The organism is Thioclava sp. L04-15, assembly GCF_002020275.1.
GTDB classification, from domain to species: domain Bacteria; phylum Pseudomonadota; class Alphaproteobacteria; order Rhodobacterales; family Rhodobacteraceae; genus Thioclava; species Thioclava marina.
In genome coordinates this window covers 1,146,748-1,168,556 of record NZ_MPZW01000001.1, presented here as the reverse complement: position 1 = coordinate 1,168,556, position 21,809 = coordinate 1,146,748, and the positions used below count along the sequence as shown (strand labels likewise).

Here is a 21,809-nt window from a genome sequence, read left to right as displayed (position 1 = left end):
ATGCCGAAACTGACCCAACTTCTCGCAAGCGTCGCGGTTCTCGCGATGGTCTCGGGGGCCGCGATGGCCGAGGACGCGAAGACGCCCGCACCCGCCGATGCGACCCAGGCCGAGACAGCCGCCAAGCCGCGCACCGATCTGACCGCCGATACCGTCGTGGCGACCGTGAACGGTCAGGATATTACGCTGGGCATGATGCAGACGGTACGCGACGGGCTGCCCGCACAATACAAGTCGCTCGCGGATGACAAGCTTTTCAACGGCATTCTCGAGCAGCTGATCCAACAGACCGCACTCGCCCAGCTCGAGGAAAAGCGCATCACCCAGCGCGACAAGATCGCGCTCGAGGTTCAGAAACGGGCCTACCTGTCCGGGGCGATGCTCAACTACACCGCGGATAAGGCCGTGACGGACGAGGCGGTGCAGCAGGAATATGACGCGAAATACGCCAAGGCCGAACCGACCAAGGAATATCACGCGGCGCACATCATCGTGAAAACCAAGGAAGAGGCCGAGAAGATCAAGGCCGAGATCGATGGCGGGGCCGATTTCGCGGAAGAGGCCAAGAAGAACTCCTTCGACGGCACGGCGGCCAATGGCGGCGATCTGGGCTGGTTCAAGCTCGACGCGATGGTGAAACCCTTCGCGGACGCGGTCGCGGGCATGAAGGATGGCGAGATCGTCGGCCCGGTCCAGACGCAATATGGCTGGCACGTGATCAAGCTGATCGGCACCAAGCTCGTCGATGCGCCCAAGCTCGCGGATGTGCGCGACGAGCTCGAAGGCGATATCCGTCAGGCTGCGGTGGAAAAGCGCGTGAAGGATGTTGTGGACGGCGCGAAAATCGAGAAGATGACCGACGGGATTGATCCGTCCATTCTCAAGGATCAGTCCATCCTCGGAAGCAACTGATCGACAAGAGGCGGGCGCGATGGCCAAGAAGAAATCGAAGGACGACAAAGAGCTCAAGACCAAGGTCAAAAAGCTGCGCGCCAAGGTAAAGGCGTTGAAGTCCGATCTTGCCACCTCCGCGCCCGCCCCGATCAAGACGAAGGCCGTGACGGTCTCGCCGCTCGCGCCAGAGGCCTTCCCCGCGATGCCTCAGATTGCCGGTGTTGAATTCGCCTCCGCCGCGGCGGGGGTGAAATATGCGGGCCGCACCGATGTGATGCTGGCCAAGGTCGCGCCGGGATCTTCGATCGCGGGCGTTTTCACCACCTCCTCGACCCGGGCGGCATGCGTTCTGGATTGTCAGGAAAAGCTGAAAATGCGTGTGCCGCAAGGCGCCGGCGCCGCGATCATCGTCAATTCGGGCAATGCGAATGCCTTTACGGGCAAGCTTGGCCAGAAGGCCGTGGACCTTGTGACCGAAGGCGTCGCGAAGGCGCTCGATCTGCCTGCGAGCCGTGTATTTTCCTCTTCGACCGGGGTGATTGGCGAACCCCTGCCCTATGAGAAGATCATCCTCGCGATCGACACTCTGGCCGAGCGCCTGTCGCCCGCCGGAATCGAGGATGCCGCACGCGCGATCATGACGACCGACACCTATCCGAAAGGCGCCTGCGCGACCGTTCAGGGCGAGGGCGGCGAAATCAAGATCGCCGGGATCGCCAAGGGCTCGGGGATGATCGCGCCCAACATGGCGACGATGCTGGTCTATATCTTCACCGACGCAAAAATCACGCCCGCGCGCCTGCAACGGATGCTCTCGCGCCAGGTGGAGGACACGTTCAACGCGATCACCGTAGATAGCGACACTTCGACCTCGGATGCGCTCATCGTGGCCGCAACGGGGCAATCCGAAGCCGCCGAGATTTCCGATCTGCGCAGCCAGGTCGCGAAGGATTTCGAGGCCGGTCTTCGCGCGGTGATGATGGATCTCGCCCATCAGGTCGTGAAGGATGGCGAAGGCGCCACCAAGTTCGTCGAGATCCGCGTGACCCGCGCCGCCTCGGCCGAGGATGCCCACAAGGTCGCGATGGCGGTGGCGAACTCGCCGCTGGTGAAGACCGCGATCGCGGGCGAGGACGCAAACTGGGGCCGCGTCGTGGCCGCCGTCGGCAAGTCCGGCGCCAAGGCGGATCGCGACAAGCTGACGATCTCGTTCGGGGATATGGTGCTGGCCGAGAAGGGCTGGCGCGTGCCGGATTATTCCGAAGAAAAGGCCAGCGCCTACATGAAGAATCCGGAACTAGTGATTGGCGTCGATCTGGGGCTGGGCCGCGCGTCGAAATCGGTCTGGACCTGCGATCTGACCCATCGCTACATCGACATCAACGCGGATTACCGTTCGTGAAGGTGGTTCTGGTTTCGGCGGTCGCGCTGATCGACGTGGACGGGCGCGTGCTTCTTGCACGGCGCCCGGAAGGAAAGTCGATGGCAGGTCTTTGGGAGTTTCCCGGCGGCAAGGTGGAACCCGGTGAAACCCCTGAGGCCGCGCTGATCCGTGAGCTCGACGAGGAACTGGGTATCCGCACCCATGAGAGCTGCCTCGCGCCGCTGACCTTCGCAAGCCACGCCTATGATGATTTCCACCTGCTGATGCCACTCTTTGCCTGCCGGAAATGGGAAGGGACGCTGGTTCCGCAAGAGGGCCAGACCCTAGCCTGGGCCCGCGCGAAAGATCTGCGCGACTACCCGATGCCGCCAGCCGACATCCCCCTGATTCCGATCCTGCGCGACTGGCTCTGACCTGTCCGCTCGAGGTTTGGGCGGCCCCCCCCTGAATGCCCACAAAACCGGAAAAAATCGGTTTATTGCATTTGCGTTTCGTAAAGGGCTTGAGGTTTAATCTCCCGCCATAGGGAGGTGGGAAAAATGCTCAGAACTATTCTGATCGGCAGCAGCGTCTCGATCCAGGGCGTCTTCGAACGTCAACTGGACTGTGGGCGTATCCTCGTTCGCGTGGGCGATTCGCTCTTCGCGGGTCGTCCCGTCAGCGCCTGATCTGCCCCGGCGCGGCAAGACCGAACCGAATTCTGCTGCCAAACAAGAACGGGGGCCCGAAGGCCCCCGTTTTCATTTCTCGCGCCGCAAGGGTCAGAGCGAACGCTCGACCTCTTCGCGCTCGAAGATCTCGATGACATCGCCGGGGCGGATATCGTCGTAATTCTCGAAGGCCATGCCGCATTCCTGGCCCGATTGCACTTCCTTGACCTCGTCCTTGAAGCGCTTGAGCGTCTTGAGCGTGCCTTCGTGGATGACCACGTTGTCGCGCAGCAGGCGCACACCGGCCGAACGGCGGGCGACGCCCTCGGTGACGAGACAGCCCGCAACCTTGCCGACGCCGGTGACCTTGAAGACTTCCTTGATCTCGGCATAGCCGATGAAGTTCTCGCGGATCTCGGCCGACAGGAGGCCCGACGCGGCGGCTTTGATATCGTCCACCAGATCATAGATGATCGAGTAGTAACGGATCTCGACGCCCTTCTGGTTCGCGGCGTTACGCGCAGGCGCATTCGCACGCACGTTGAAGCCGATGACCGGCGCGTTCGAGGCCTCGGCCAGCGTGATATCGGACTCGGTGATCGCACCGACGCCCGAATGGATCACGCGAACGCGGACTTCCTCGTTGCCGACCTTCTCGAGCGCTTGAACGATCGCTTCGGTCGAGCCCTGCACATCGGCCTTCACGATGACCTGAAGCTCGGACACGCTCTCGTCGGCCTTGGCCTTCGCCATAAGCTGCTCAAGCGTCGTCGCGGCACCAGCGGCAGCGCGTTTGTCCTTGGCGGCCTGCTCACGGTAATCGGCGATCTCGCGGGCCTGAGCCTCGGTCTCGACGACGTTGAGCACGTCACCGGCCTCGGGCGTGCCGTTCAGGCCGAGCACCTCGACCGGAACCGACGGGCCGGCCTCATCGACGCGGTCGCCCTTGTCGTTGATCAGCGCGCGGACCTTACCCCACTGCTCGCCCACGACGAAGATATCGCCGCGCTTGAGCGTGCCGTGCTGCACGAGAACCGTCGCGACCGGACCACGACCCACATCGAGCTTGGCCTCGATCACAGCGCCTTGCGCGGCACGATCGGGGTTGGCCTGAAGCTCGAGGATCTCGGCCTGAAGCGCAATCGCCTCGAGCAGTTCGTCGAGTCCCTTGCCGGTCTTGGCCGAAACTTCCACGTCCTGCACGTCGCCCGACATCTCTTCGACGACGACTTCGTGCTGGAGCAGCTCGGTACGGACCTTCTGCGGGTTCGCATCGGGCTTGTCGCATTTGTTGATCGCCACGATCATCGGCACTTTCGCGGCCTTGGCGTGGTTGATGGCTTCGATCGTCTGCGGCATCACCGAGTCGTCCGCCGCCACCACCAGCACGACGATATCCGTCACGTTGGCGCCGCGCGCACGCATCGAGGTGAAGGCCGCGTGGCCGGGCGTGTCGAGGAAAGTCAGAACCGCGCCGCTCTCGGTGGTGACCTGGTAGGCCCCGATATGCTGCGTGATGCCGCCCGCTTCGCCCGAAACGACATTGGCATGACGGATCGCGTCGAGCAGCGAGGTCTTGCCGTGGTCGACGTGCCCCATGATCGTCACGATCGGCGGGCGCGGCTGGAGGTCTTCAGCCTTGTCCTTGACGGTGTCGATCACCTGTTCCACGTCCGCATCCGAAACGCGCACGGCCTTGTGGCCGAATTCCTCGATCACAAGCTCGGCGGTGTCGGCGTCGATGGTCTGGTTGGCCGTGACCATCATGCCCATCTTCATCAGCGTCTTGACCACGTCCGCGCCGCGTTCGGCCATACGGTTGGCCAGTTCCGAGACCATGATGGTTTCGGGCAGCTGAACTTCGCGGCTCTGCTTCTCGGCACGGCTGGACCCGCCCATCGCCTTCTGGCGCGCGCGTTCCTGCTTGCGCTTCATCGCGGCGAGCGAGCGCTGGCGGCCTTCGCCGCCCGAGAGCGCATCGCTCAGCGACAGCTTGCCCGAGCGGCGGTTGCCATCGTCACGGCCCTTGCCGCCACGGGTGTCACGCTCGGGTGCGCGGGTGTCGCGCTCGCGGTCGGTCTTGCGCGGACCCGAGGCGGAAACGCCCTTGGTCTCGGCGCGCGCCGCAGCGGCCTCGACGGCGGCCTGATCGACCGGCTCGTCTTTCTTGGGGCCCGCCTTGCGGATCTCTTCTTTTTTCTTGTCGCGAAGTTCGGCCTCGCGCTTCTTGCGCTCGTCCTCTTCTGCCTTCGCCTTGAGCGCGGCTTCGCGCTCGCGCTCTTCGCGCTCCTTGGCCTCGGCCTCGGCACGGCGACGCTCACGTTCTTCCTCGCGCGCCTTTTCCTCGGCAACGCGGGCAGCGGCCTCTTCGACTTCGCGCGCCTTGGCGGCCTGAAGGGCCTTCAGGCGACGCTCCATCTCGGCGTCCGAGATCCCGGCGGGGCGTTTCGACGGGTCGCCACCAGCCGGCTTGCCGCCCGCCGTCTTGCCGGCTCCGCCTGCCGCCGGCTTGTTCAGCACCCGCTTCTTGCCTTTCGTCTCGACCACGACGTTCTTGGTACGCCCGTGCGAGAAGCTTTGCTTCACCTGCCCGGGGCGCCCGCCGCCCAGTCCGAGAGTCTTTTTGCCGTCAGTATCGCTCATGCCGTCTTCGTATCCTTCATGGCGGACTTGCCGCCGTCCTGCTTGCGCAATCCCGCAAGCCTCGATGCGTCTTCAATCACACGCCGGGTGAGGCCACCAGCTGCAAGCGCGCCGTGTATCGCACGATCGCGCCCGAATGCCAAACCCAATTCCTGAGAGGTGAGGCAGCCGAACCAGCGCCCACCTTCGGGCGTCCACAGCTTGCCTTTTCCCCTGTCCGAGCCGTCGCTGGCCTGGAGCAGCACTTTCGCGCGTCCTTCGGCCAGCCAGCCCTTGACCTTTTCGAAGCCGACAACTGCCTTGCCAGCCTTTCGCTCCAGAGAAATAAGATCGACAACGCGACTGGCAAGGGCCTGTTCGACCATTTCCACCAGATTTTCAGGGGTTTTCGCGGGCGCCTTGGCGGCGCGGGCGAATAGCCCCTTCTTCATCGCGGTCTCGATCGCGGCCCGATCAGAGGTGATCCAGATCCCCCGGCCGGGCAGTTTTTCCGCCACGTCCGGATAGATCATCCCGTCCGGTCCGAGCACGAAACGGACAAGCCCAGCCTTCGGCTGAACCTCGCCCGTGACGATGCAGCGCCGTTCGGGATCACTATGCTCTTTCGGCTTGCCGCCGCGACTCATCTTGCTTCCTCTCCGGTTGGGCCCGAGGCTTACGCCTCGGCCTCCTCCTCGGTGTCTTCCGCTTCACCCTCGTCCTCGGCTTCCAGCTCCGAGGGATCGACCCAGCCAAGCTGGATGCGCGCGGTCATGATCAGGTTCTGCGCCTCTTCGAGGCTCACATCGAATTTCTCGAGCAGACCATCGTCTTTCACACGCGCCCCGTCGACCGTGGTCCAGCCGCCGGCCAGTTCCCAGTCGGCGCAGGTCGCGAAGTCTTCCAGCGTCTTGATGCCGTCCTTGGCCAGCGCTTCGATCATCTGCGGGGTCAGACCCTCGAAATCGAAGAGCGACTGTTCGACGCCCATCTCGCGCGCGGCTTCGAGAGCCTTGCGGTTCTGTTCCTCGATCACGTCGCGGGCGCGGGCTTGCAGCTCTTCGGCCGTGCCCTCGTCCACGCCTTCGATCGACAGGAGTTCGTCCATGTCGACATAGGCCACTTCCTCAAGCGAGGTGAAGCCTTCCGCCACCAGAAGCTGTGCAAAGAACTCGTCGATATCGAGCGCGTCGACGAAGAGCTTGGTGCGCTCGGCGAACTCGGCCTGACGGCGTGCCGATTCCTCGGCCTCGGTCAGGATATCGATGTCGAGCCCGGTCAGCTGCGAGGCCAGACGCACGTTCTGACCACGGCGGCCGATGGCGAGCGAAAGCTGCTCGTCGGGGACCACGACCTCGATCTTGCCCGCTTCCTCGTCGATCACCACTTTCGACACTTCGGCCGGCTGCAGCGCGTTCACGAGGAAGGTCGCCTGATCTTCGTTCCACGGGATGATGTCGATCTTCTCGCCCTGAAGCTCGCCAACGACGGCCTGAACGCGTGAGCCGCGCATACCGACACAGGCGCCGACCGGGTCGATCGAGTTGTCGTGGCTGATCACGCCGATCTTCGCGCGCGATCCCGGATCACGGGCCACAGCCTTGATCTCGATGATGCCGTCGTAGATTTCCGGCACTTCCATCTTGAACAGCTCGGCCATGAATTCCGGCGCGGTGCGCGACAGGAAGACCTGCGGGCCACGGGTCTCGCGGCGCACGTCCTTCACGTAGGCGCGGATGCGGTCGTTCGGGCGATAGCTCTCGCGGCCGATCTTCTCGTTGCGGCGCAGGATCGCTTCGCCACGACCGATATCGACGATGATATTGCCGTATTCCTCGCGCTTGACGACGCCGTTGATGATCGTGCCGACGCGGTCCTTGAACTCTTCGTACTGGCGATCACGCTCGGCTTCGCGGACCTTCTGCAGGATGACCTGCTTGGCCGATTGCGCGGCGATCCGGCCCAGATCGACCGGCGGAACCTCGTCCACGATCGTGTCGCCGATCTGCGGATCGTCAAGATACTGCTTTGCCTGCTCGACGGTCAGCTCGGCCTGGTAGTTCTCCAGCTCTTCATCGGCGACGACGGTGCGCACGCGGGTGAAGGTCGCCTTGCCGGTCTTGCGGTCGATCGAGACGCGGATGTCCATCTCGGCGCCGTAACGCGACTTCGCGGCGCGTGCGAGGCTCTCCTCCATCGCCTGGATCACCAGATCCGGGTCGATCATCTTCTCGCGGGCCACGGCTTCGGCGGTCTGCAGAAGCTCAAGCTGGTTGGCTGCGGTAATGGCCATCTCAGGTCTCCTCCTCGGGGGATTCGTCAATCTCGTCAAATTCGTTTTCGTCGATGCCCTCGGCCACTTTCTTCTGGCGCAGCATCTCGGTGATCAGTTCGTCGGTCAGCACGAGCTTCGCATCGGCGAGCAGGTCGAAATTGAGGCCGATCACGACCTCTTCGCCCTGGTCCTCGATTTCGATCAGGGCCTCGTCGCCCTCGGTGCCGCGCAGAATACCCTTGAAGCGCTTGCGCCCGTCGATCGGCTCGGTGGTCTCGATCTTCGCCTCGTAGCCTTCCCAGATATCGAAATCCTTGAGCCGCGTCAGCGGACGGTCGATGCCGGGCGAGGAAACCTCGAGCGTATACTTGTCCTCAATCGGGTCTTCCACGTCGAGCGCGGCCGAGACGGCGGTCGAGATCGCGGCGCAATCGTCCACGACGATCCCGCCTTCGGGGCGGTCGGCCATGATCTGAAGCGTGGCGGTCTTGCCGCCCTGCAGCCGCAGCCGCACGAGCTCGAAGCCCAGCCCCTCGATCACGGGGGTCACGATCTCGGCCAGACGCCGGTCGATGGCGGTCTTGGCGATCAGGTCGGTCATGTCTTTCTTTCCGATCCTACAAAACAAAAAACGGGCCTTTGCGGCCCGTCACACGTTTCCGGTGGGCGTCAGGTTTGGACCCCGGCGCGCCGCTGTTGAAGGCGATATAGTCCTGCGTGGCAGATTCCGCAAGCTAAACTTCAGGACCGGTTGTCGCGCCAGACCCGGAAGTTGAGCGCCGAGGCAAGGCTCAGCCACGCGAGATAGGGGATCACCAGTAGGCCCGCAATCAGATCGAGCCGGAAGAAGGCCATCATCATCGCGACCACCGCGACCCACAGGCAGGCCAGAACCGTCATCCCCATCCCAAGCCGATGCGCGCCGAAGAACACGGGCGTCCAGAGCGTGTTGAGCGCGATCTGCACGGCAAACAGCGCCAGAGCGATCTGGCTACCCTCGACGCCTGCCACGCGGGCCGCCGCATAGGCGACCGAGACATAGAGATAGGTCCAGGCGACCGGGAAGACCCAGTTTGGCGGGGTGAAACCGGGCTTGTTCAGCCCGAGATACCAATCCCCGGGCTTGAAGATGATGCCTGTCGCCGCCGCGGCCGCGGAGGCAAGGAGGAAAAGCGCAAAGAATGTGAGCGTCATGCGGTGGGCTCCGATCGAAATCCCGATGAATCAGGATCTAAGCGCATCCATCGCGCGGACAAGCCCCGCAGTGATCCCCGGCTCGCTCAGCGCATGACCGGACATCGGCACGAGCTGCAATTCCGCCCGCGCCCAGCCCTGCGCCAGACGATGCGCCGAGATCGGCGGACAGATCATGTCGAGCCGCCCCTGCACGATCTTCGTCGGGATATGTTCGATCCGGTGCCGGTCTCGCAGGATCTGGTCGTCTTCCTCGAGGAAAGCGCCGTTCTGGAAATAGTGGTTCTCGAGCCGCGCGAAAGCGCGCGCGTAATCCGAGGAGGCCTCGCCGGGCGGGCCATCGAAGGCCACCGAGGCCAGCGCGTTCTCCCACATCGCCCAATGGCGGCCATAGCGCGCCTCGGCCATGTAATCGCCCGAGAAGAGCCGCTTGTGATAGGCCCCGATCAGGTCTTGCTGTTCGCCTTCCGGGATCGGGCGTCGGAAATTCGCCCAGAGATCTGGATAGAACTGCCCCGCGCCGCCGCCATAGAACCACTCGAGCTCGGCCTTCGTGGCGAGGAACACCCCACGCAGAATCAGCGCCTCGACCCGGTCGGGATGCGCCTCGGCATAGAGCAGCGCCAGTGTCGCCCCCCAGCTGCCGCCAAAAACCATCCACTGATTGATGCCCAGCTCCTGCCGGATCTGTTCCATATCCGCGATCAGGTGCCAGGTCGTGTTGGCCGCCACGCTCGCATGGGGGCGCGAGAGCCCGCAGCCGCGCTGGTCGAACAGGATGATCCGGTAATGGCGCGGATCGAAGAAACGCCGCATCGTGGGCGAACAACCGCCCCCCGGCCCACCATGGCAAACCACGACCGGCTGGCCCTCGGGATGACCCGATTGCTCGACATAAAGCACATGGCCGTCGCCCACATCGACCCGACGCTGATCGAACGGTTCGATCGGCGGATAGAGATGGGCGCCCGATGCGCGCTTTTGCCCTGCAGTTCTGTCCATGGCTGAACTATATAGATCAAACGAAGCGCCCGCCATGGGCGGATCGCAATTGAGCGCGAGGAGAGAGATGGCAGATCCGGCAAACAGCATCGACCCCAGCGAAGTCGCCAAGTTCGAGGCGATGGCGGCGGAATGGTGGGATCCGAACGGCAAGTTCAAGCCGCTGCATATGCTCAATCCCTGCAGGCTCGACTACATCACCACCCAGATCGCGACGCAGTTTGGCCGCGACCTGAAAGCACCCCGTCCGTTTGAAGGCCTGCGCCTTCTCGATATCGGCTGCGGCGGCGGGCTGCTGGCCGAGCCGATGGCGCGGCTGGGCGCGACGGTCGTGGGCGCCGACGCAGCCGAACGCAATATCCCCGTGGCGCAGCTTCATGCCGAACAATCGGGCCTCGAGATCGACTACCGCCATTGCGCCGCCGAGGATCTGGCCGCCAGCGGCGAGCATTTCGACGTGGTCCTGGCGATGGAGATCATCGAGCATGTCGCCGACCCGCAGGGCTTCGTGAACACGATCCAGAGCCTTTTGAGACCGGGCGGGCTGATGCTCTGCTCGACGCTGAATCGCAATCCCAAAAGCTACATGGTCGCGATTATCGGCGCCGAGCATGTCATGCGCTGGCTGCCCAAGGGTACACATGAATGGTCGAAATTCATCACCCCCGATGAGCTCTACGATCTGACGCGAAACGCGCTGCTCGACCCGATCGACCGGCGCGGCATGGTCTTCAACCCGCTCAGCTGGCGCTGGTCGCTCTCGGAGCGCGATCTCTCGGTGAACTACGCCATCGCTGCGGTGAAGCGGTAAGGGGCGCCGCCCCTCTTCGCATTCGCGAATTCACCCCGGGATATTTTAGCCAAGAGGAAGGGGAGGTCTGGTCTTCCTCTTGGTAGAAATATCCCGGGGGAGACTGCCGTCAGGCAGGCGGGGGCAGCGCCCCCCTCTTACTTCTTCTTCGGACGGAAGGCTTCGATCCGCGCGGGATCGGTCTCGATATAGGCCGCGCCGATCAGGTCGAGGCAATAGGGCACCGCGGCGAAGACCGCATCGAGGCAGGTCGCGATGGCCGAGGGTTTGCCCGGAACCATGATAATCAGCGACTTGCCCGCGATGCCCGCCGATTGGCGCGACAGGATGGCGGTGGGCACTTCGAGAAGCGAGGCGCGGCGCATTTCCTCGCCGAAGCCCGCGAGCTCCTTCTCGATCACGTCCATGCAGCCTTCGGGCGTCTCGTCGCGCGGGGCGGGGCCGGTGCCGCCGGTGATCAGGATCAGGTCGGCCTCGGCCGCGACGAGTTCGCGCAGCTTTGCCGCCACCGAGTCGCGCCCATCTGGGATGATGTGGCGTTCGATCTCGAGAGGCGAGGTCACCACGCCGCGCAGGTAGTCCTCGCAGCCCGGCCCACCCTTGTCCTCGTATTCGCCGCGACTGGCGCGGTCGGAGACGGTGACGATGGCGGCCTTGGGCTGCGAAAAGCTCATTTCTTCACGCGCGCGTTGCGGGTTGCGATCAGCTTCAGGCGCAGCGCGTTGAGCTGGATGAAGCCCGCCGCGTCCTTCTGATCGTATGCGCCCGCGTCTTCCTCGAAGGTCACATGGGCCTCGGAATAGAGCGAATAGTCCGACCAGCGCGCCACGGTCCGGGCCGCGCCCTTGAAGAGCATCAGCTTGACCGTGCCGGTCACATATTCCTGGGTCTTGTCGATCAGCGCCTGCAGCGCCTCGCGCTCGGGCGAGAACCAGAAGCCGTTATAGATCAGCTCGGCATAGCGCGGCATGATCGAGTCCTTCAGATGACCCGCGCCGGAATCCAGCGTGATCTGCTCGATGCCACGGTGAGCCTCCAGAAGGATCGTGCCGCCGGGGGTCTCGTAGACACCGCGCGACTTCATGCCGACGAAGCGGTTCTCGACGAAATCGAGACGACCGATGCCGTGCTTCTTGCCGTATTCGTTGAGCTTGGTGAGGATCGTCGCCGGGCTCATCGCCTCGCCGTTGATCGACACCGCGTCGCCCTTCTCGAAACCGATCTCGATATATTCGGGCTCGTTCGGGGCCTGCGTCACCGGATCGTCGGTGCGCTGGTAGACATAGTCGGGGGCCATGTCGCCGGGGTTTTCCAGAACCTTGCCCTCGGAGGAGGTGTGCAGCAGGTTCGCATCGACCGAGAAGGGCGCTTCGCCGCGCTTGTCCTTGGCGATCGGGATCTGGTTCGCCTCGGCGAATTCCAGCAGTTTCGTGCGCGAGGTCAGATCCCATTCCCGCCAGGGCGCGATCACCTTGATCGAGGGATCGAGCGCATAGGCCGAGAGCTCAAACCGGACCTGATCGTTGCCCTTGCCGGTCGCGCCATGCGCCACCGCATCGGCGCCGTGCTGATGCGCGATCTCGACGAGGTGCTTGGAGATCAGCGGGCGCGCGATCGAGGTGCCCAGCAGGTAGAGCCCTTCATAGACCGCATTGGCGCGGAACATCGGGAAGACGAAATCGCGGACGAATTCTTCGCGCGCATCTAGGATGTGGATATTCTCGGGCTTGATGCCCAGCATCTCGGCCTTGCGGCGTGCCGGTTCCAGCTCTTCACCCTGGCCGAGATCAGCGGTGTAGGTGATGACCTCGCAGCCATATTCGGTCTGGAGCCATTTCAGGATGATCGAGGTATCGAGGCCGCCCGAATAGGCAAGCACGACTTTCTTGGGCGCGGACATGCGGCAACTCCCGTTTTTCTTGTTCCGCGTCGGGATAGTGCGTTTTTTCCCAATGGACAAGGGCCGCCCCGAAGGACGGCCCTTTCCGATTTCATCCGAACGCGGCTCAGGTCTCCGAGGTCGTGTCCACCGGCTCTTCGGTGACCGGGTCCGTCGTGTCGGCGACGGGCTCTGCGGCGGGCGGGTCTGTGACCTCCGGCTCGGGCGCGGGCAGGTCGAGCAGCTCGTGCAGATAGGCCATCGCCTCGGGCGAGAGCGTGCGCCCGTTCGCCGCCGCCGAGAGCGCATCCTGCTCGGCCAGATCGGCCGTCGCGATCTCACCCTCGAGATCGGTCACGGCCTGCTGGGCCGACGCGAGATCGTCGGCATAGGTCTGCGCGGCCTCCATCTCGGTGTTCAGCGTGGCGATCTGCTCCTGATCGTCGGGATTCTCGGGATCGAGCCCGTCGAGATCAGCCTGGATTTCCTCGGGCGTACGCACATCCTGCGCCTCAAGACCGGCGAGCGTTTCCTGAGCGGCCGTCAGCTCTTCACCCAGCGCATCGGCTGCGAGTACCGCCGCCTGGTAAGTAGCGATGCGCCCCACCTGGCTGTTGGGCGAAGCGTTGGCGAGCGCCGTTGGGCTTGCGTGAGCCGCGTTCAGCCCCTTGAGCTCGGAGGCGAGTGCGCCGTGATTGCGCAGCTCATCCTCGCTCAGCGCGGGCTTGCCATGGGGGCGCGGCGAATCGGAAACCGCATATTCGGTCGGCGTGGTGGAGCGCTTGGCTGCCGAAGTCTGAGTGCGCGACGCGGTGCGTTGCGCGTTCTGGGCCCGGTTCTGCGCCTTGCCCCCGCTGAAGAGGTCATCGAGGAACTTCGCCGGACCACTGCCGGTGGTCTTGGCCGAACCCGAATTGCCGCGCGTCGACGCATTGCCGGCCGAAGCGGACTTACCGGCCGAGCCGGAGTTGCCATTCCCGCCGCCATTCCCCTTTCCACCGCCGTTACCGCCGCCGTTTCCACCACCGTTGCCACCGCCATTGCCGTTCTTGGCCATGGCAATATCCGCGCCAGTGAAGTGGCTGGTCGCAATCGGCGCGAGCACGAAGCTCGCAGCGACCATTGCGACGATCGAATATTTCTTTAGGCTCATCACGCCCTCCCAAGACGCTGATTTCAGTCAAACTCTCACCATGGTTAAACCGCAATTGGGGCCAAAACGAGGCGATTTTCCACGATGCGCAGGGCCTTGCCGAACTGAAGTCGCGCCTGCGCGAAGATCTGCCGAATCGCCTTATCCCTTGCAAGATGGCCCCGGCTTGGGCATGGCTTTGACATGAGTGAATTTGCCCTCTCCGCCCTTGCCGCCACCCGTGCCCTGCGTGCGCTTTTCGAGCCCACGCCGCTTCAGCGCAATGATCATCTCTCGGCGCGGTTCGGCGCGGAGATCTGGCTCAAGCGCGAGGATCTGACGCCGGTGCGCAGCTACAAGCTGCGTGGCGCTTTCACCGCGATGCGCAAACTGCGCGAGAGCGACCCGGAGGCCAGCCATTTCGTCTGTGCGAGCGCGGGCAACCACGCGCAAGGCGTTGCCTTCGCCTGCCGTCATTTCGGGGTAAAGGGGACGATCTTCATGCCCGTCACGACCCCGCAACAGAAGATCGACAAAACCAAGACCTTCGGCGGTGACGCGATCGAAATTGTGCTCACGGGCGACTATTTCGACGACACGCTGGCCGCCGCGCAGGAATTTTGCGCAAAGGCCGGGGCGCATTTTCTGGCCCCCTTCGACGACCCCTCGGTGATAGAGGGACAGGCTTCGGTCGGGGTCGAGATCCTCGATCAGATGGGCGAGGCGCCCGATCTGGTGATCCTGCCGGTTGGGGGGGGCGGTCTGGCCGCGGGGGTGACGGGCTACCTGCGCGCAACCGCTCCCGCGACCGAGTTCCGTTTCGTCGAACCCTTGGGCGGGGCGAGCCTGACAGCCGCGGTCGCGGCGGGCCATCCGGTCACGCTGGATCATGTGAACAGCTTCGTCGACGGGGCCGCGGTCGCGCGGATCGGCGCGCGCCCGTTCGCAGAGCTTGGCTGGGTCACGCCCGAAATGATCCATCTCGCGCCCGAGGACCGGATCTGCATCACCATGCTCGAGATGCTCAATGTCGAGGGGATCGTGCTTGAGCCCGCCGGCGCAATGTCGATCGACATCCTGCCCGAGCTGGCCGAGGAAATTCGCGGCAAGCGGGTGGTCTGCATCACATCTGGAGGCAATTTCGATTTCGAACGCCTGCCCGAGGTGCGCGAGCGCGCACAGCGCTATTCCGGATTGAAGAAATACTTCATCCTGCGCCTGCCGCAGCGCCCCGGCGCGCTGCGCGACTTTCTTGAGATGCTCGGCCCCGATGACGACATCGCACGTTTCGAATACCTGAAGAAATCCGCGCGCAATTTCGGCTCTGTCCTGATCGGGATCGAAACCAAACGGGCAGAGAATTTCACCGAGCTCTTCGCCAAGCTCGATGCCGAGGGCTTTGTCTGGCGCGACATCACAGAAGACGAAACGCTCGCCGAGTTCCTGATCTGAGCTCGATCAGGCGGCAGCGGTGAATTCTGTCAGCCGCCCCATGAAGATCGTCTTCGACTCGCCATAGGAGCCGAGGATCGCGGCTATCTCGACCTTCCCCCCCTCTCCAGTCGCGGCGAGACGTTCGCCCCGCTGGCACATGCCTCCAAAATCGCGAAAGCCGAGGTTCCAGGCCGAGCCTTTGAGGAAATGGAGATCCTCCTCCAGCCGGTCGGGGCGTGACCCAAGCCTCATTACGACCGATTCGACCTCGTCGAGGAAAAGCTCGACCACCTCCGCGAAGCCATCCGCGCCGATTTCATGGCGCAATTCGCGCACCCGTTCCCAATCAATCATTCGACCCTCCGGCCACCAAATTACCTTCACCGGGGACCGACCGTAGAGCCCAAAGATTGCGAAAGGCTTAAATGCGATCGGGGAAGGAATTTTCACGGATTCTTAGGGAAACTCACGGCCTGATAGCGGCGTGAGACAGCGGATGACCCATATGGCTGCGAGCGATGACGCTCCCTTTCCCGACCCCTCTCCCCCCGAGCCGGGAGCGCCGCGCCATGTCCTCGTGGTCGATGACAGCCGCATGCAACGCCGCATCCTGTCGGCGCAGCTGGCGCGCTCGGGCTATAGGGTAAGCGAAGCCGCCAGTGCGGAGGAGGCGCTGGTGATCTGCACCCGGACAGAGCCGGACATCGTGATCTCCGACTGGATGATGACCGGCATGACGGGGCCGGAATTCTGTCAGGCTTTTCGGGCGATGGATCGACGCAGTTATGGCTATTTCATCCTGCTCACCTCAAAGGCCGAGAAGACCGACGTCACGCATGGGCTGGAAAGCGGCGCGGATGACTTCCTTTCCAAACCGGTGAACGGCGAAGAGTTGCGCGCGAGACTCAGCGCGGGCAGCCGAATCCTCTCGATGCAGGAAGAGTTGAGCGCGAAGAACGATCTATTGCGCGCCGCGCAGGACGTGATCGAGCGCGACCTGCAAGAGGCGCGCAAACTCCAGCAAAGCCTCGTGCGCGACCGTCATCGTGATTTCGGGGCGGGCGTGGCCTCGCTGATGCTGCGCCCCACCGGCCATGTGGGGGGCGATCTCGTCGGTTTCTTTCCGATCGGCGAGACGCGCGTCGGCCTCTACGGGATTGATGTCTCCGGGCACGGAATTACCTCGGCGCTGATGATGGCGCGGGTGGCGGGCTATCTTTCGGGGACATGGCCTGCACAGAACATCGCCCTGATCTCCACGGGACGTGACAGTTTCATCAGCCGCCCGCCCGCCGAAGTCGCGCGAATGATGAATGATCTCGTGCTCGAGGAGATGCAGACCGAAAGCTACCTGACGCTAGTCTATGCAGATATCGATCTGGCGACGGGACGGGTTGAGCTCGTGCAGGCGGGCCACCCCTATCCGGTGGTGCAGCGCTACGGCGGACAGGTCGAATTTCTGGGGGAGGGCGGCTTGCCCATCGGGCTGATCCCCGGCGCGGACTATGCGACCGTCACAACCCTGCTCGCGCCCGGCGACCGGCTCATCCTGATCTCTGACGGGATCACGGAGGCGACAAATCCGAAGGGCGCGATGATCGACCAGACCGGGCTCGCCGCGCTCTTGCGCAAATTCTCCTCGCTTGAGGGGCCCTCTTTTCTCGACGCGATCTTGTGGGAGATCGAGGACTACACCGCCGGCGACATCACCGACGATATCTCTGTCGCGGTCTTCGAGTATCGAGGACCGGGCAGCACTCAAGGTTCGCGCAAAGCATCGCGCGATTTGTAGAGCGGCTTGAGCAGATATTGCAGCACGGTCTTCTCGCCGGTGTGCAGCTCCACCACCGCTTGCATGCCGGGACGGATCTCGAGCTGTTTCTGGCGTCCGGGCAGGTCGGTCAGGTCGACCGACACCGTCACCTTGTAATGCGGATCGCCGTCGGGCTTGCGCTCGTCCTTGAACGTATCGGCAGAGACCAGCGCGACCGTGCCACGCAGGCTGCCATAGATGGTGTAATCATAGGCCGAGAGCTTGATCGTCGCCTCTTGTCCGGGTTGCACATGGGCAATGTCGCGGGGCGTAATTCGCGCCTCGAGCACCAGAGCCTCGTCGAGCGGAATGATCTGCGCGATCTCCTCACCGGGCCGGACCACGCCGCCGATCGTCGCCACCGGCAGTTTGTTCACCACCCCCCGCATCGGCGCGGTGAGGACCGTGCGATCGAGTTGATCCTCGGCCAGCTTGAGCTGCTGACGCAGCGTGGCAAGCTTGCCCAGAACGTCGGAATGCTCGGCGGCGCGTTCCAGCGCGGCCTTCGTGCCGATCTCGCGCCACGCGCGTTCGGCGTCGGAAAAGGTCTTGCGCGCCCGGGTCACCTCGATCAGCGGCGCCACGTCCTTCTTGTACATCCGCTCGACCAGGTCGAGCTCCTCGCGCGCCTGCGCCATGACGTTCTTCGCCCCCTTCGCGCGCGCCGCGACATCGGCCATCCGAGCCTTGAGAAGCGCGCTTTCCGAGATCACGATCTCGGGGACCAACGCACGCTGCGCCTCGGTCACCGCGAAGGTATCACGCCCCGCCATCTCCGCCTCGAGACGCGCGCGCTTGATCTCCAGCGTGGCGATCTGATCTTCGAGATCGTCAACCTGGGTTTGGTATTGCGTCGATTGCAGCCGCGCGATGACCTGCCCCGGCTCGACCACATCGCCCTCGCCGACGTAAAGCTCCGCGAGGATCCCGCCTTCGAGGTTCTGGATGATCTGCGGCTTGGCCGAGGAGGTGATCTCGCCCGGGCCGCGCACGATCTGGTCAACCCAGGCCATCGACGCCCAGAGCAGGAAGATCACGATCGCCGCAACGACGATCCAGATCGTGAGCGACAGGCGGCGCGAGCTGTCCTGAAGGGCCGCGGGGTCGATCGTCGTCATGCCTGCGCGCCTTTTGTCTTGTTCAGATGGGCCAGAACCGCATCGCGTGGACCATCGACGGCCAACCGGCCGTTTTGTAGAATCAACGTACGACCAGTGAGCGACAGGATCGGCACGCGGTGGGTGGCGATGATCGCGGTGCGATCACCCAGCCAGCCATCCAGGCGGCTGACCAGCGTGGTTTCCAGCGTGGTGTCGAGGGCGGCGGTCGGCTCGTCAAGGATCACCACCTGCGGATCCTGCAACCACAGCCGCGCCCAGCCGATCGACTGGCGCTGGCCCACAGAGAGCCCCTCGCCGCCATCGCGGATCGGCAGGTCGAGCCCGCGCGGATGGTTGCGCAGGAACGGCCCCAGCCCCGCGAAGTCGAGCGCGGCATAAAGCCGTTCGTCATCCCGTTCGAGCTGGGTGAGATTGAGATTGTCGCGCAGTGTGCCCGCGAAAAGCCGCACGTCCTGGCTAAGGTAACCCACGCTGCGCCGCAGATCGCGCGGGTGGATCTGGCCGATATCGATCCCGTCGAGCAGGAGCCGCCCGTTTTGCGGCTCGTAAAGCCCGGCAAGCAGCTTGAGCAGGGTCGATTTCCCCGAACCATTCGCGCCAAGCACCGCCACGCGCTGCCCCTGCGGGATCGCAAGCCCCGCGATCTCGACCGTGGGGGCGGCCTCCGGGTCATAACGGAATTCGAGATGGCGCAGCTCGAACGCGCCGCGCAGCGTCTCCGCGCGCAGGTACCGGCGACCAACGCTCTGGACCTGCTCGGCCTCCGCGATCGCATCGAGCCCGACCAGAGCCGATTTCACGTTCGACCAGCGCGCGAGCGTCCCCGCCAGCTGCGTCAGCGGCGCAAGCGTGCGCGAGGTCAGGATGCCGATGGCGATGATCGAACCGACGGTGAATTCGCCTGCGAACACCATGTAGGCACCGATCACCACGGCAGCGATATAGGTGCCCTGCTGGATCATCTGCGCCCAGTACGTCAGCGCCGAGGCAAGCTTGCGCTGCTCGGAGCTCTTTACCGCCGAAAGGGTCGTCAGTTCTTCCCAGATCCGCTTGATCCGATCCGCGCCACGCGTGGTGGCGACGGTCTCATGCTCGTAGATCGCTTCATGCAACAGGCGGCTCGCGCGGCTCGAGGCGCCTTGCGTCGACTGGCTCAGCGCGACCATCTTCTTTTGCAGGAACAACCCCGGCACCACCATCAGCACCGCCCCCGCGATCAGCACGAAGACCAGCGGGCCGCCGATCGAGGCGACGAGGATCAGGAAGACGAAGAGAAAGGGGATATCGGCCAGCGTGCCGATGGTCGAGGCGGTGAAGAACTCACGTACCGAGGAAAACTCGCGCATCGCGGCGAAAAGCTGGCTGGGTGCGCGCTTCTCAGGCGCCGCCTTCATTCCCAGAAGGCGATCCATCAGCAGGCCTTGCACCGAGAGCTCGATCCGCCGCCCGGCGAGATCCATCAGGCCGGAGCGCGCGAGCTTCAGCCCCATCTCCAGCACCAGCGCGAGCCCCGCACCAAGTGCCAGTACCCAAAGCGTGCTTTCGGATTGATGCGGGATCACCCGGTCATAGACCTGAAGCGAGAACAACGCGACCGCCACCGCAAGGATGTTGGCAAAGAGCGAGCCCAACGCGACCTCGGCAAAGGCGCGGCGTTGCGTGCGAAACGCCCCCCAGAACCAATGGCCTTTGGTGTCTTCGCCGATATGGCGCTCTTCGAGCTGGCGCAGCGAGGTGCGCGCGCGAATGATCCGGCCCGAGAAATGCGGGGAGAACTCGCACAGCGGCACTTCGGCGCGCTGATCGGGGCAGGTCTTGTCATAGATGAAAAGGCTGTCGCCCTCCTGCGCGGCGACCAGCACCATCTGCCCGTTCGCCATCTGCGCGAGCGCGGGCCACTGGCCGGGGCTGAGCGTATCGATCGTGTCGACCGAGGCCGTCAGTCCGGCGACACGCAGCACCGCGGCGATGCTCTCGGGGGTGATCGTGGCGCCGCTTTCGGTGGCCTCTCCAATCGCGAGCAGCATCTGTTCGAGCACGTCCGATGCGGGCAATTCCGTGCCCAGAAGCCCTGCATAGGCGCTGGCCAGTTCGGCGCGCGCCCTCACCCGGGCAAGACGCTCATCGGGGCCGGGTTCAGCGGGGGCTACGGCGGCACGCGGCATGACTCCATCGGCCGCCCCGCTCACGCGGGCGGCGTTGATGTCAAACGCGATGACGCGATCACTCACCCGCCTGCCACCTCCTCATATCCGGCTTCCATCGACCAGAAGCCCCTGCACCCGCGCGATCTCCAGCTCGGTCAGGGAGATTTCGTAGCGCAACCCGACCTGCGCGCGCTTCATCGCGGCATAGCTTTCGTAATTGCCGACCAGCTCCATCAGGCGGCGGCGTCCCATCTTGTATTGCCGTTTGAACAGTTCCAGCCCCGACTCTGCCTCTTCGACAAGGGCGGCATCGCGTGCCTCGCGCGCGCGCTGATCGGCCAGCCGGGCCTGAAGCGCCGACAGGGTGCGGGCCCCATCCTGTCGCGCCTTCGCAACGCGCGCCTGTCCCGCCTCGGCCCCGGCGTCGATCGCGGCGAGCGTGTCGCCCCGGCCAAAGCCCAGCATCTGAGTCATACCCATATTCACACCGAGCGTCGGCTTGCCCTCGCCTGCACCCGCGCGCAGCCCGAGGCCCGGAAGATGGCCCGCCCTGGCAAGCTGCGCCTCTGCCTGGGCCCGCGCGGCTTCGCCCTCGGCGCGCTTGACCGCGAGCGGTTCAGGCGCGCTCGGGGGAAGCGCCACGGAAGAAAGGCCCGCAAGATGATCGAGCGGCCGATCGGTCATCGTCGCGAGCTGCGCCCTTGCGGCCTGCGCCGCCTGCCGGTCAGCCTGCGCCTCGGCCTCGGCCTCGTGGCGTTTCTGCGCGACGAACCCGACCTCGGAAAGATCCGAAAGCCCGCCCTTCGCACGTTCGCGCAGGATGCGCTCGAACTCGGAGAGCTGGCGGGCGCTCGCGCTCGCAACCTCGGCCTGAGCCTCGGCCTTGAGCCCCGAGACGTAGAATTTCAGCCCGTCATGGACTGTGTCGTTCATCTCCTGCGAGAGCCCCACAGCCGCGACCTCGACATCAGCGGCCGCGAAATCGCGTTCGGCCTTCTTCGCGCCGTTGTCGAAGATCACCTGCTCCATCACCAGCTGGGTGACGAGATCGCCGAGACTGGACAGGCTCACGCTCGGCCCGATCTGAGGCAACCAGTTTTTCGACTTCGCCTGCGCCGTCAGACGCGCGACCCGCAACTCCGCCTGGGCCGCCCCGGCAGAATGATCGAGCACCGCCTGCGCGACCTCGGCATAGGGGCCGGTGGCGGGCAGGATCGACCGGCGCGCCGCGAGATCGGCGATCAGAGCCGAGCTTTGCGCATCGGTGCCGGGTTCGCGCACGCTTCCAGCCGCGAGCGGCGCAGTGGCGGGATCTACTGCGTTGCGGGTCGGGAAAGGGACGCCATCGGCCAGACACCCAGACAGAAGGACCGCGCCGGCAAGCAGCATCGTCACGCGAAGAGCGCAGCGGTGATCGAGAACGAGCTGGGTCCGACGCATACTCCCTGCCC

The 21,809-nt window shown here is 64.3% G+C and carries 20 protein-coding genes; 7 read left to right on the top strand and 13 right to left on the bottom strand.

Translation table 11 applies throughout. The features are described 5' to 3' along the window. From BMI90_RS05790 to BMI90_RS19055, 4 genes are all read left to right on the top strand, one after another. Complete coding sequence (locus BMI90_RS05790) at positions 1-912, top strand: peptidylprolyl isomerase (protein WP_078526913.1); 912 nt, start codon at positions 1-3, stop codon at positions 910-912. A 19-nt stretch (positions 913-931) separates the two neighbouring features. Beyond that, positions 932-2,296, top strand: coding sequence for a bifunctional glutamate N-acetyltransferase/amino-acid acetyltransferase ArgJ (gene argJ / locus BMI90_RS05785; RefSeq protein ID WP_078526911.1), 1,365 nt, complete (start codon positions 932-934; stop codon positions 2,294-2,296). Next, the gene (locus BMI90_RS05780) at positions 2,293-2,691 is read left to right on the top strand and encodes a (deoxy)nucleoside triphosphate pyrophosphohydrolase (RefSeq protein WP_078526909.1); all 399 of its coding nucleotides are present in this window, start codon (positions 2,293-2,295) and stop codon (positions 2,689-2,691) included. The genes argJ and BMI90_RS05780 overlap by 4 nt, the downstream gene beginning before the upstream one ends. 126 nt (positions 2,692-2,817) lie before the next feature. Then, entirely contained in the window at positions 2,818-2,946 is a 129-nt protein-coding gene (locus tag BMI90_RS19055) for a hypothetical protein (protein ID WP_093469965.1), read from the top strand. A 93-nt stretch (positions 2,947-3,039) separates the two neighbouring features. On the opposite strand, the gene infB is transcribed toward BMI90_RS19055, so the two are convergent. From infB to pip, 6 genes are all read right to left on the bottom strand, one after another. Continuing rightward, on the bottom strand, positions 3,040-5,571 hold the full coding sequence (gene infB / locus BMI90_RS05775) for a translation initiation factor IF-2 (protein WP_078526907.1): 2,532 nt from the start codon (positions 5,569-5,571) through the stop codon (positions 3,040-3,042). Continuing rightward, positions 5,568-6,197, bottom strand: a complete 630-nt coding sequence (locus tag BMI90_RS05770; protein WP_078526905.1) for an RNA-binding protein — start codon at positions 6,195-6,197, stop codon at positions 5,568-5,570. Before BMI90_RS05770 ends, infB begins: the two co-directional genes overlap by 4 nt. A gap of 29 nt (positions 6,198-6,226) precedes the next feature. Next, positions 6,227-7,843 carry a transcription termination factor NusA gene (nusA, locus tag BMI90_RS05765; RefSeq protein ID WP_078526890.1) on the bottom strand — a complete coding sequence of 539 codons (1,617 nt, stop codon included), beginning with the start codon at positions 7,841-7,843 and terminating at the stop codon, positions 6,227-6,229. Between the two features lies 1 nt (position 7,844). Next, positions 7,845-8,426, bottom strand: coding sequence for a ribosome maturation factor RimP (rimP, locus tag BMI90_RS05760; protein WP_078526888.1), 582 nt, complete (start codon positions 8,424-8,426; stop codon positions 7,845-7,847). A 140-nt stretch (positions 8,427-8,566) separates the two neighbouring features. Beyond that, positions 8,567-9,019: a TspO/MBR family protein gene (locus tag BMI90_RS05755; protein ID WP_078526886.1), complete on the bottom strand. Its 453-nt coding sequence runs from the start codon at positions 9,017-9,019 to the stop codon at positions 8,567-8,569. 30 nt (positions 9,020-9,049) lie between these two features. Then, on the bottom strand, positions 9,050-10,021 hold the full coding sequence (pip, locus tag BMI90_RS05750; RefSeq protein ID WP_078526884.1) for a prolyl aminopeptidase: 972 nt from the start codon (positions 10,019-10,021) through the stop codon (positions 9,050-9,052). 67 nt (positions 10,022-10,088) lie between these two features. Here pip and ubiG point away from each other — a divergent pair, with 67 nt between their 5' ends. Beyond that, positions 10,089-10,832, top strand: coding sequence for a bifunctional 2-polyprenyl-6-hydroxyphenol methylase/3-demethylubiquinol 3-O-methyltransferase UbiG (gene ubiG / locus BMI90_RS05745; RefSeq protein ID WP_078526882.1), 744 nt, complete (start codon positions 10,089-10,091; stop codon positions 10,830-10,832). A gap of 137 nt (positions 10,833-10,969) precedes the next feature. Here ubiG and mog read toward each other — a convergent pair whose 3' ends face one another. From mog to BMI90_RS18490, 3 genes are all read right to left on the bottom strand, one after another. After that, the gene (gene mog / locus BMI90_RS05740) at positions 10,970-11,506 is read right to left on the bottom strand and encodes a molybdopterin adenylyltransferase (protein WP_078526869.1); all 537 of its coding nucleotides are present in this window, start codon (positions 11,504-11,506) and stop codon (positions 10,970-10,972) included. Next, positions 11,503-12,732: an argininosuccinate synthase gene (locus tag BMI90_RS05735; protein ID WP_078526867.1), complete on the bottom strand. Its 1,230-nt coding sequence runs from the start codon at positions 12,730-12,732 to the stop codon at positions 11,503-11,505. The genes mog and BMI90_RS05735 overlap by 4 nt, the downstream gene beginning before the upstream one ends. Positions 12,733-12,838: 106 nt before the next feature. Beyond that, a complete protein-coding gene (locus tag BMI90_RS18490) occupies positions 12,839-13,864 on the bottom strand; it encodes a hypothetical protein (protein WP_146671211.1) in 1,026 nt (341 codons plus the stop codon). Positions 13,865-14,047: 183 nt separating this feature from the next. Here BMI90_RS18490 and ilvA point away from each other — a divergent pair, with 183 nt between their 5' ends. Beyond that, the gene (ilvA, locus tag BMI90_RS05720) at positions 14,048-15,295 is read left to right on the top strand and encodes a threonine ammonia-lyase IlvA (RefSeq protein ID WP_078526860.1); all 1,248 of its coding nucleotides are present in this window, start codon (positions 14,048-14,050) and stop codon (positions 15,293-15,295) included. A gap of 6 nt (positions 15,296-15,301) precedes the next feature. Here ilvA and BMI90_RS05715 read toward each other — a convergent pair whose 3' ends face one another. Further along, positions 15,302-15,631: an Hpt domain-containing protein gene (locus tag BMI90_RS05715; protein ID WP_078526858.1), complete on the bottom strand. Its 330-nt coding sequence runs from the start codon at positions 15,629-15,631 to the stop codon at positions 15,302-15,304. A gap of 142 nt (positions 15,632-15,773) precedes the next feature. On the opposite strand from BMI90_RS05715, the gene BMI90_RS05710 reads away from it, so the two are divergent. After that, complete coding sequence (locus BMI90_RS05710) at positions 15,774-17,069, top strand: SpoIIE family protein phosphatase (RefSeq protein ID WP_348638922.1); 1,296 nt, start codon at positions 15,774-15,776, stop codon at positions 17,067-17,069. Here BMI90_RS05710 and BMI90_RS05705 read toward each other — a convergent pair. The 3 genes from BMI90_RS05705 to BMI90_RS05695 all read right to left on the bottom strand — a co-directional run bounded on the left by BMI90_RS05705 (position 17,036) and on the right by BMI90_RS05695 (position 21,798). After that, the gene (locus BMI90_RS05705) at positions 17,036-18,208 is read right to left on the bottom strand and encodes an HlyD family efflux transporter periplasmic adaptor subunit (RefSeq protein ID WP_078526856.1); all 1,173 of its coding nucleotides are present in this window, start codon (positions 18,206-18,208) and stop codon (positions 17,036-17,038) included. The genes BMI90_RS05710 and BMI90_RS05705 overlap by 34 nt on opposite strands. Continuing rightward, complete coding sequence (locus BMI90_RS05700) at positions 18,205-20,376, bottom strand: ATP-binding cassette domain-containing protein (protein WP_078527259.1); 2,172 nt, start codon at positions 20,374-20,376, stop codon at positions 18,205-18,207. Before BMI90_RS05700 ends, BMI90_RS05705 begins: the two co-directional genes overlap by 4 nt. An 81-nt stretch (positions 20,377-20,457) precedes the next feature. Beyond that, positions 20,458-21,798, bottom strand: a complete 1,341-nt coding sequence (locus BMI90_RS05695) for a TolC family protein (RefSeq protein ID WP_078526854.1) — start codon at positions 21,796-21,798, stop codon at positions 20,458-20,460. Positions 21,799-21,809: the final 11 nt, after the last annotated feature.

What these genes read in the sequence shown, in the direction of transcription:
- BMI90_RS05790 (WP_078526913.1), top strand. Translation starts at nt 1, where the DNA reads ATGCCGAAACTGACCCAACTTCTCGCAAGCGTCGCGGTTCTCGCGATG.
- argJ (WP_078526911.1), top strand. Translation starts at nt 932, where the DNA reads ATGGCCAAGAAGAAATCGAAGGACGACAAAGAGCTCAAGACCAAGGTC.
- BMI90_RS19055 (WP_093469965.1), top strand. Translation starts at nt 2,818, where the DNA reads ATGCTCAGAACTATTCTGATCGGCAGCAGCGTCTCGATCCAGGGCGTC.
- infB (WP_078526907.1), bottom strand. Translation starts at nt 5,571, where the DNA reads ATGAGCGATACTGACGGCAAAAAGACTCTCGGACTGGGCGGCGGGCGC.
- BMI90_RS05770 (WP_078526905.1), bottom strand. Translation starts at nt 6,197, where the DNA reads ATGAGTCGCGGCGGCAAGCCGAAAGAGCATAGTGATCCCGAACGGCGC.
- nusA (WP_078526890.1), bottom strand. Translation starts at nt 7,843, where the DNA reads ATGGCCATTACCGCAGCCAACCAGCTTGAGCTTCTGCAGACCGCCGAA.
- rimP (WP_078526888.1), bottom strand. Translation starts at nt 8,426, where the DNA reads ATGACCGACCTGATCGCCAAGACCGCCATCGACCGGCGTCTGGCCGAG.
- BMI90_RS05755 (WP_078526886.1), bottom strand. Translation starts at nt 9,019, where the DNA reads ATGACGCTCACATTCTTTGCGCTTTTCCTCCTTGCCTCCGCGGCCGCG.
- pip (WP_078526884.1), bottom strand. Translation starts at nt 10,021, where the DNA reads ATGGACAGAACTGCAGGGCAAAAGCGCGCATCGGGCGCCCATCTCTAT.
- ubiG (WP_078526882.1), top strand. Translation starts at nt 10,089, where the DNA reads ATGGCAGATCCGGCAAACAGCATCGACCCCAGCGAAGTCGCCAAGTTC.
- mog (WP_078526869.1), bottom strand. Translation starts at nt 11,506, where the DNA reads ATGAGCTTTTCGCAGCCCAAGGCCGCCATCGTCACCGTCTCCGACCGC.
- BMI90_RS05735 (WP_078526867.1), bottom strand. Translation starts at nt 12,732, where the DNA reads ATGTCCGCGCCCAAGAAAGTCGTGCTTGCCTATTCGGGCGGCCTCGAT.
- BMI90_RS18490 (WP_146671211.1), bottom strand. Translation starts at nt 13,864, where the DNA reads ATGAGCCTAAAGAAATATTCGATCGTCGCAATGGTCGCTGCGAGCTTC.
- ilvA (WP_078526860.1), top strand. Translation starts at nt 14,048, where the DNA reads ATGAGTGAATTTGCCCTCTCCGCCCTTGCCGCCACCCGTGCCCTGCGT.
- BMI90_RS05715 (WP_078526858.1), bottom strand. Translation starts at nt 15,631, where the DNA reads ATGATTGATTGGGAACGGGTGCGCGAATTGCGCCATGAAATCGGCGCG.
- BMI90_RS05710 (WP_348638922.1), top strand. Translation starts at nt 15,774, where the DNA reads ATGACCCATATGGCTGCGAGCGATGACGCTCCCTTTCCCGACCCCTCT.
- BMI90_RS05705 (WP_078526856.1), bottom strand. Translation starts at nt 18,208, where the DNA reads ATGACGACGATCGACCCCGCGGCCCTTCAGGACAGCTCGCGCCGCCTG.
- BMI90_RS05700 (WP_078527259.1), bottom strand. Translation starts at nt 20,376, where the DNA reads ATGCCGCGTGCCGCCGTAGCCCCCGCTGAACCCGGCCCCGATGAGCGT.
- BMI90_RS05695 (WP_078526854.1), bottom strand. Translation starts at nt 21,798, where the DNA reads ATGCGTCGGACCCAGCTCGTTCTCGATCACCGCTGCGCTCTTCGCGTG.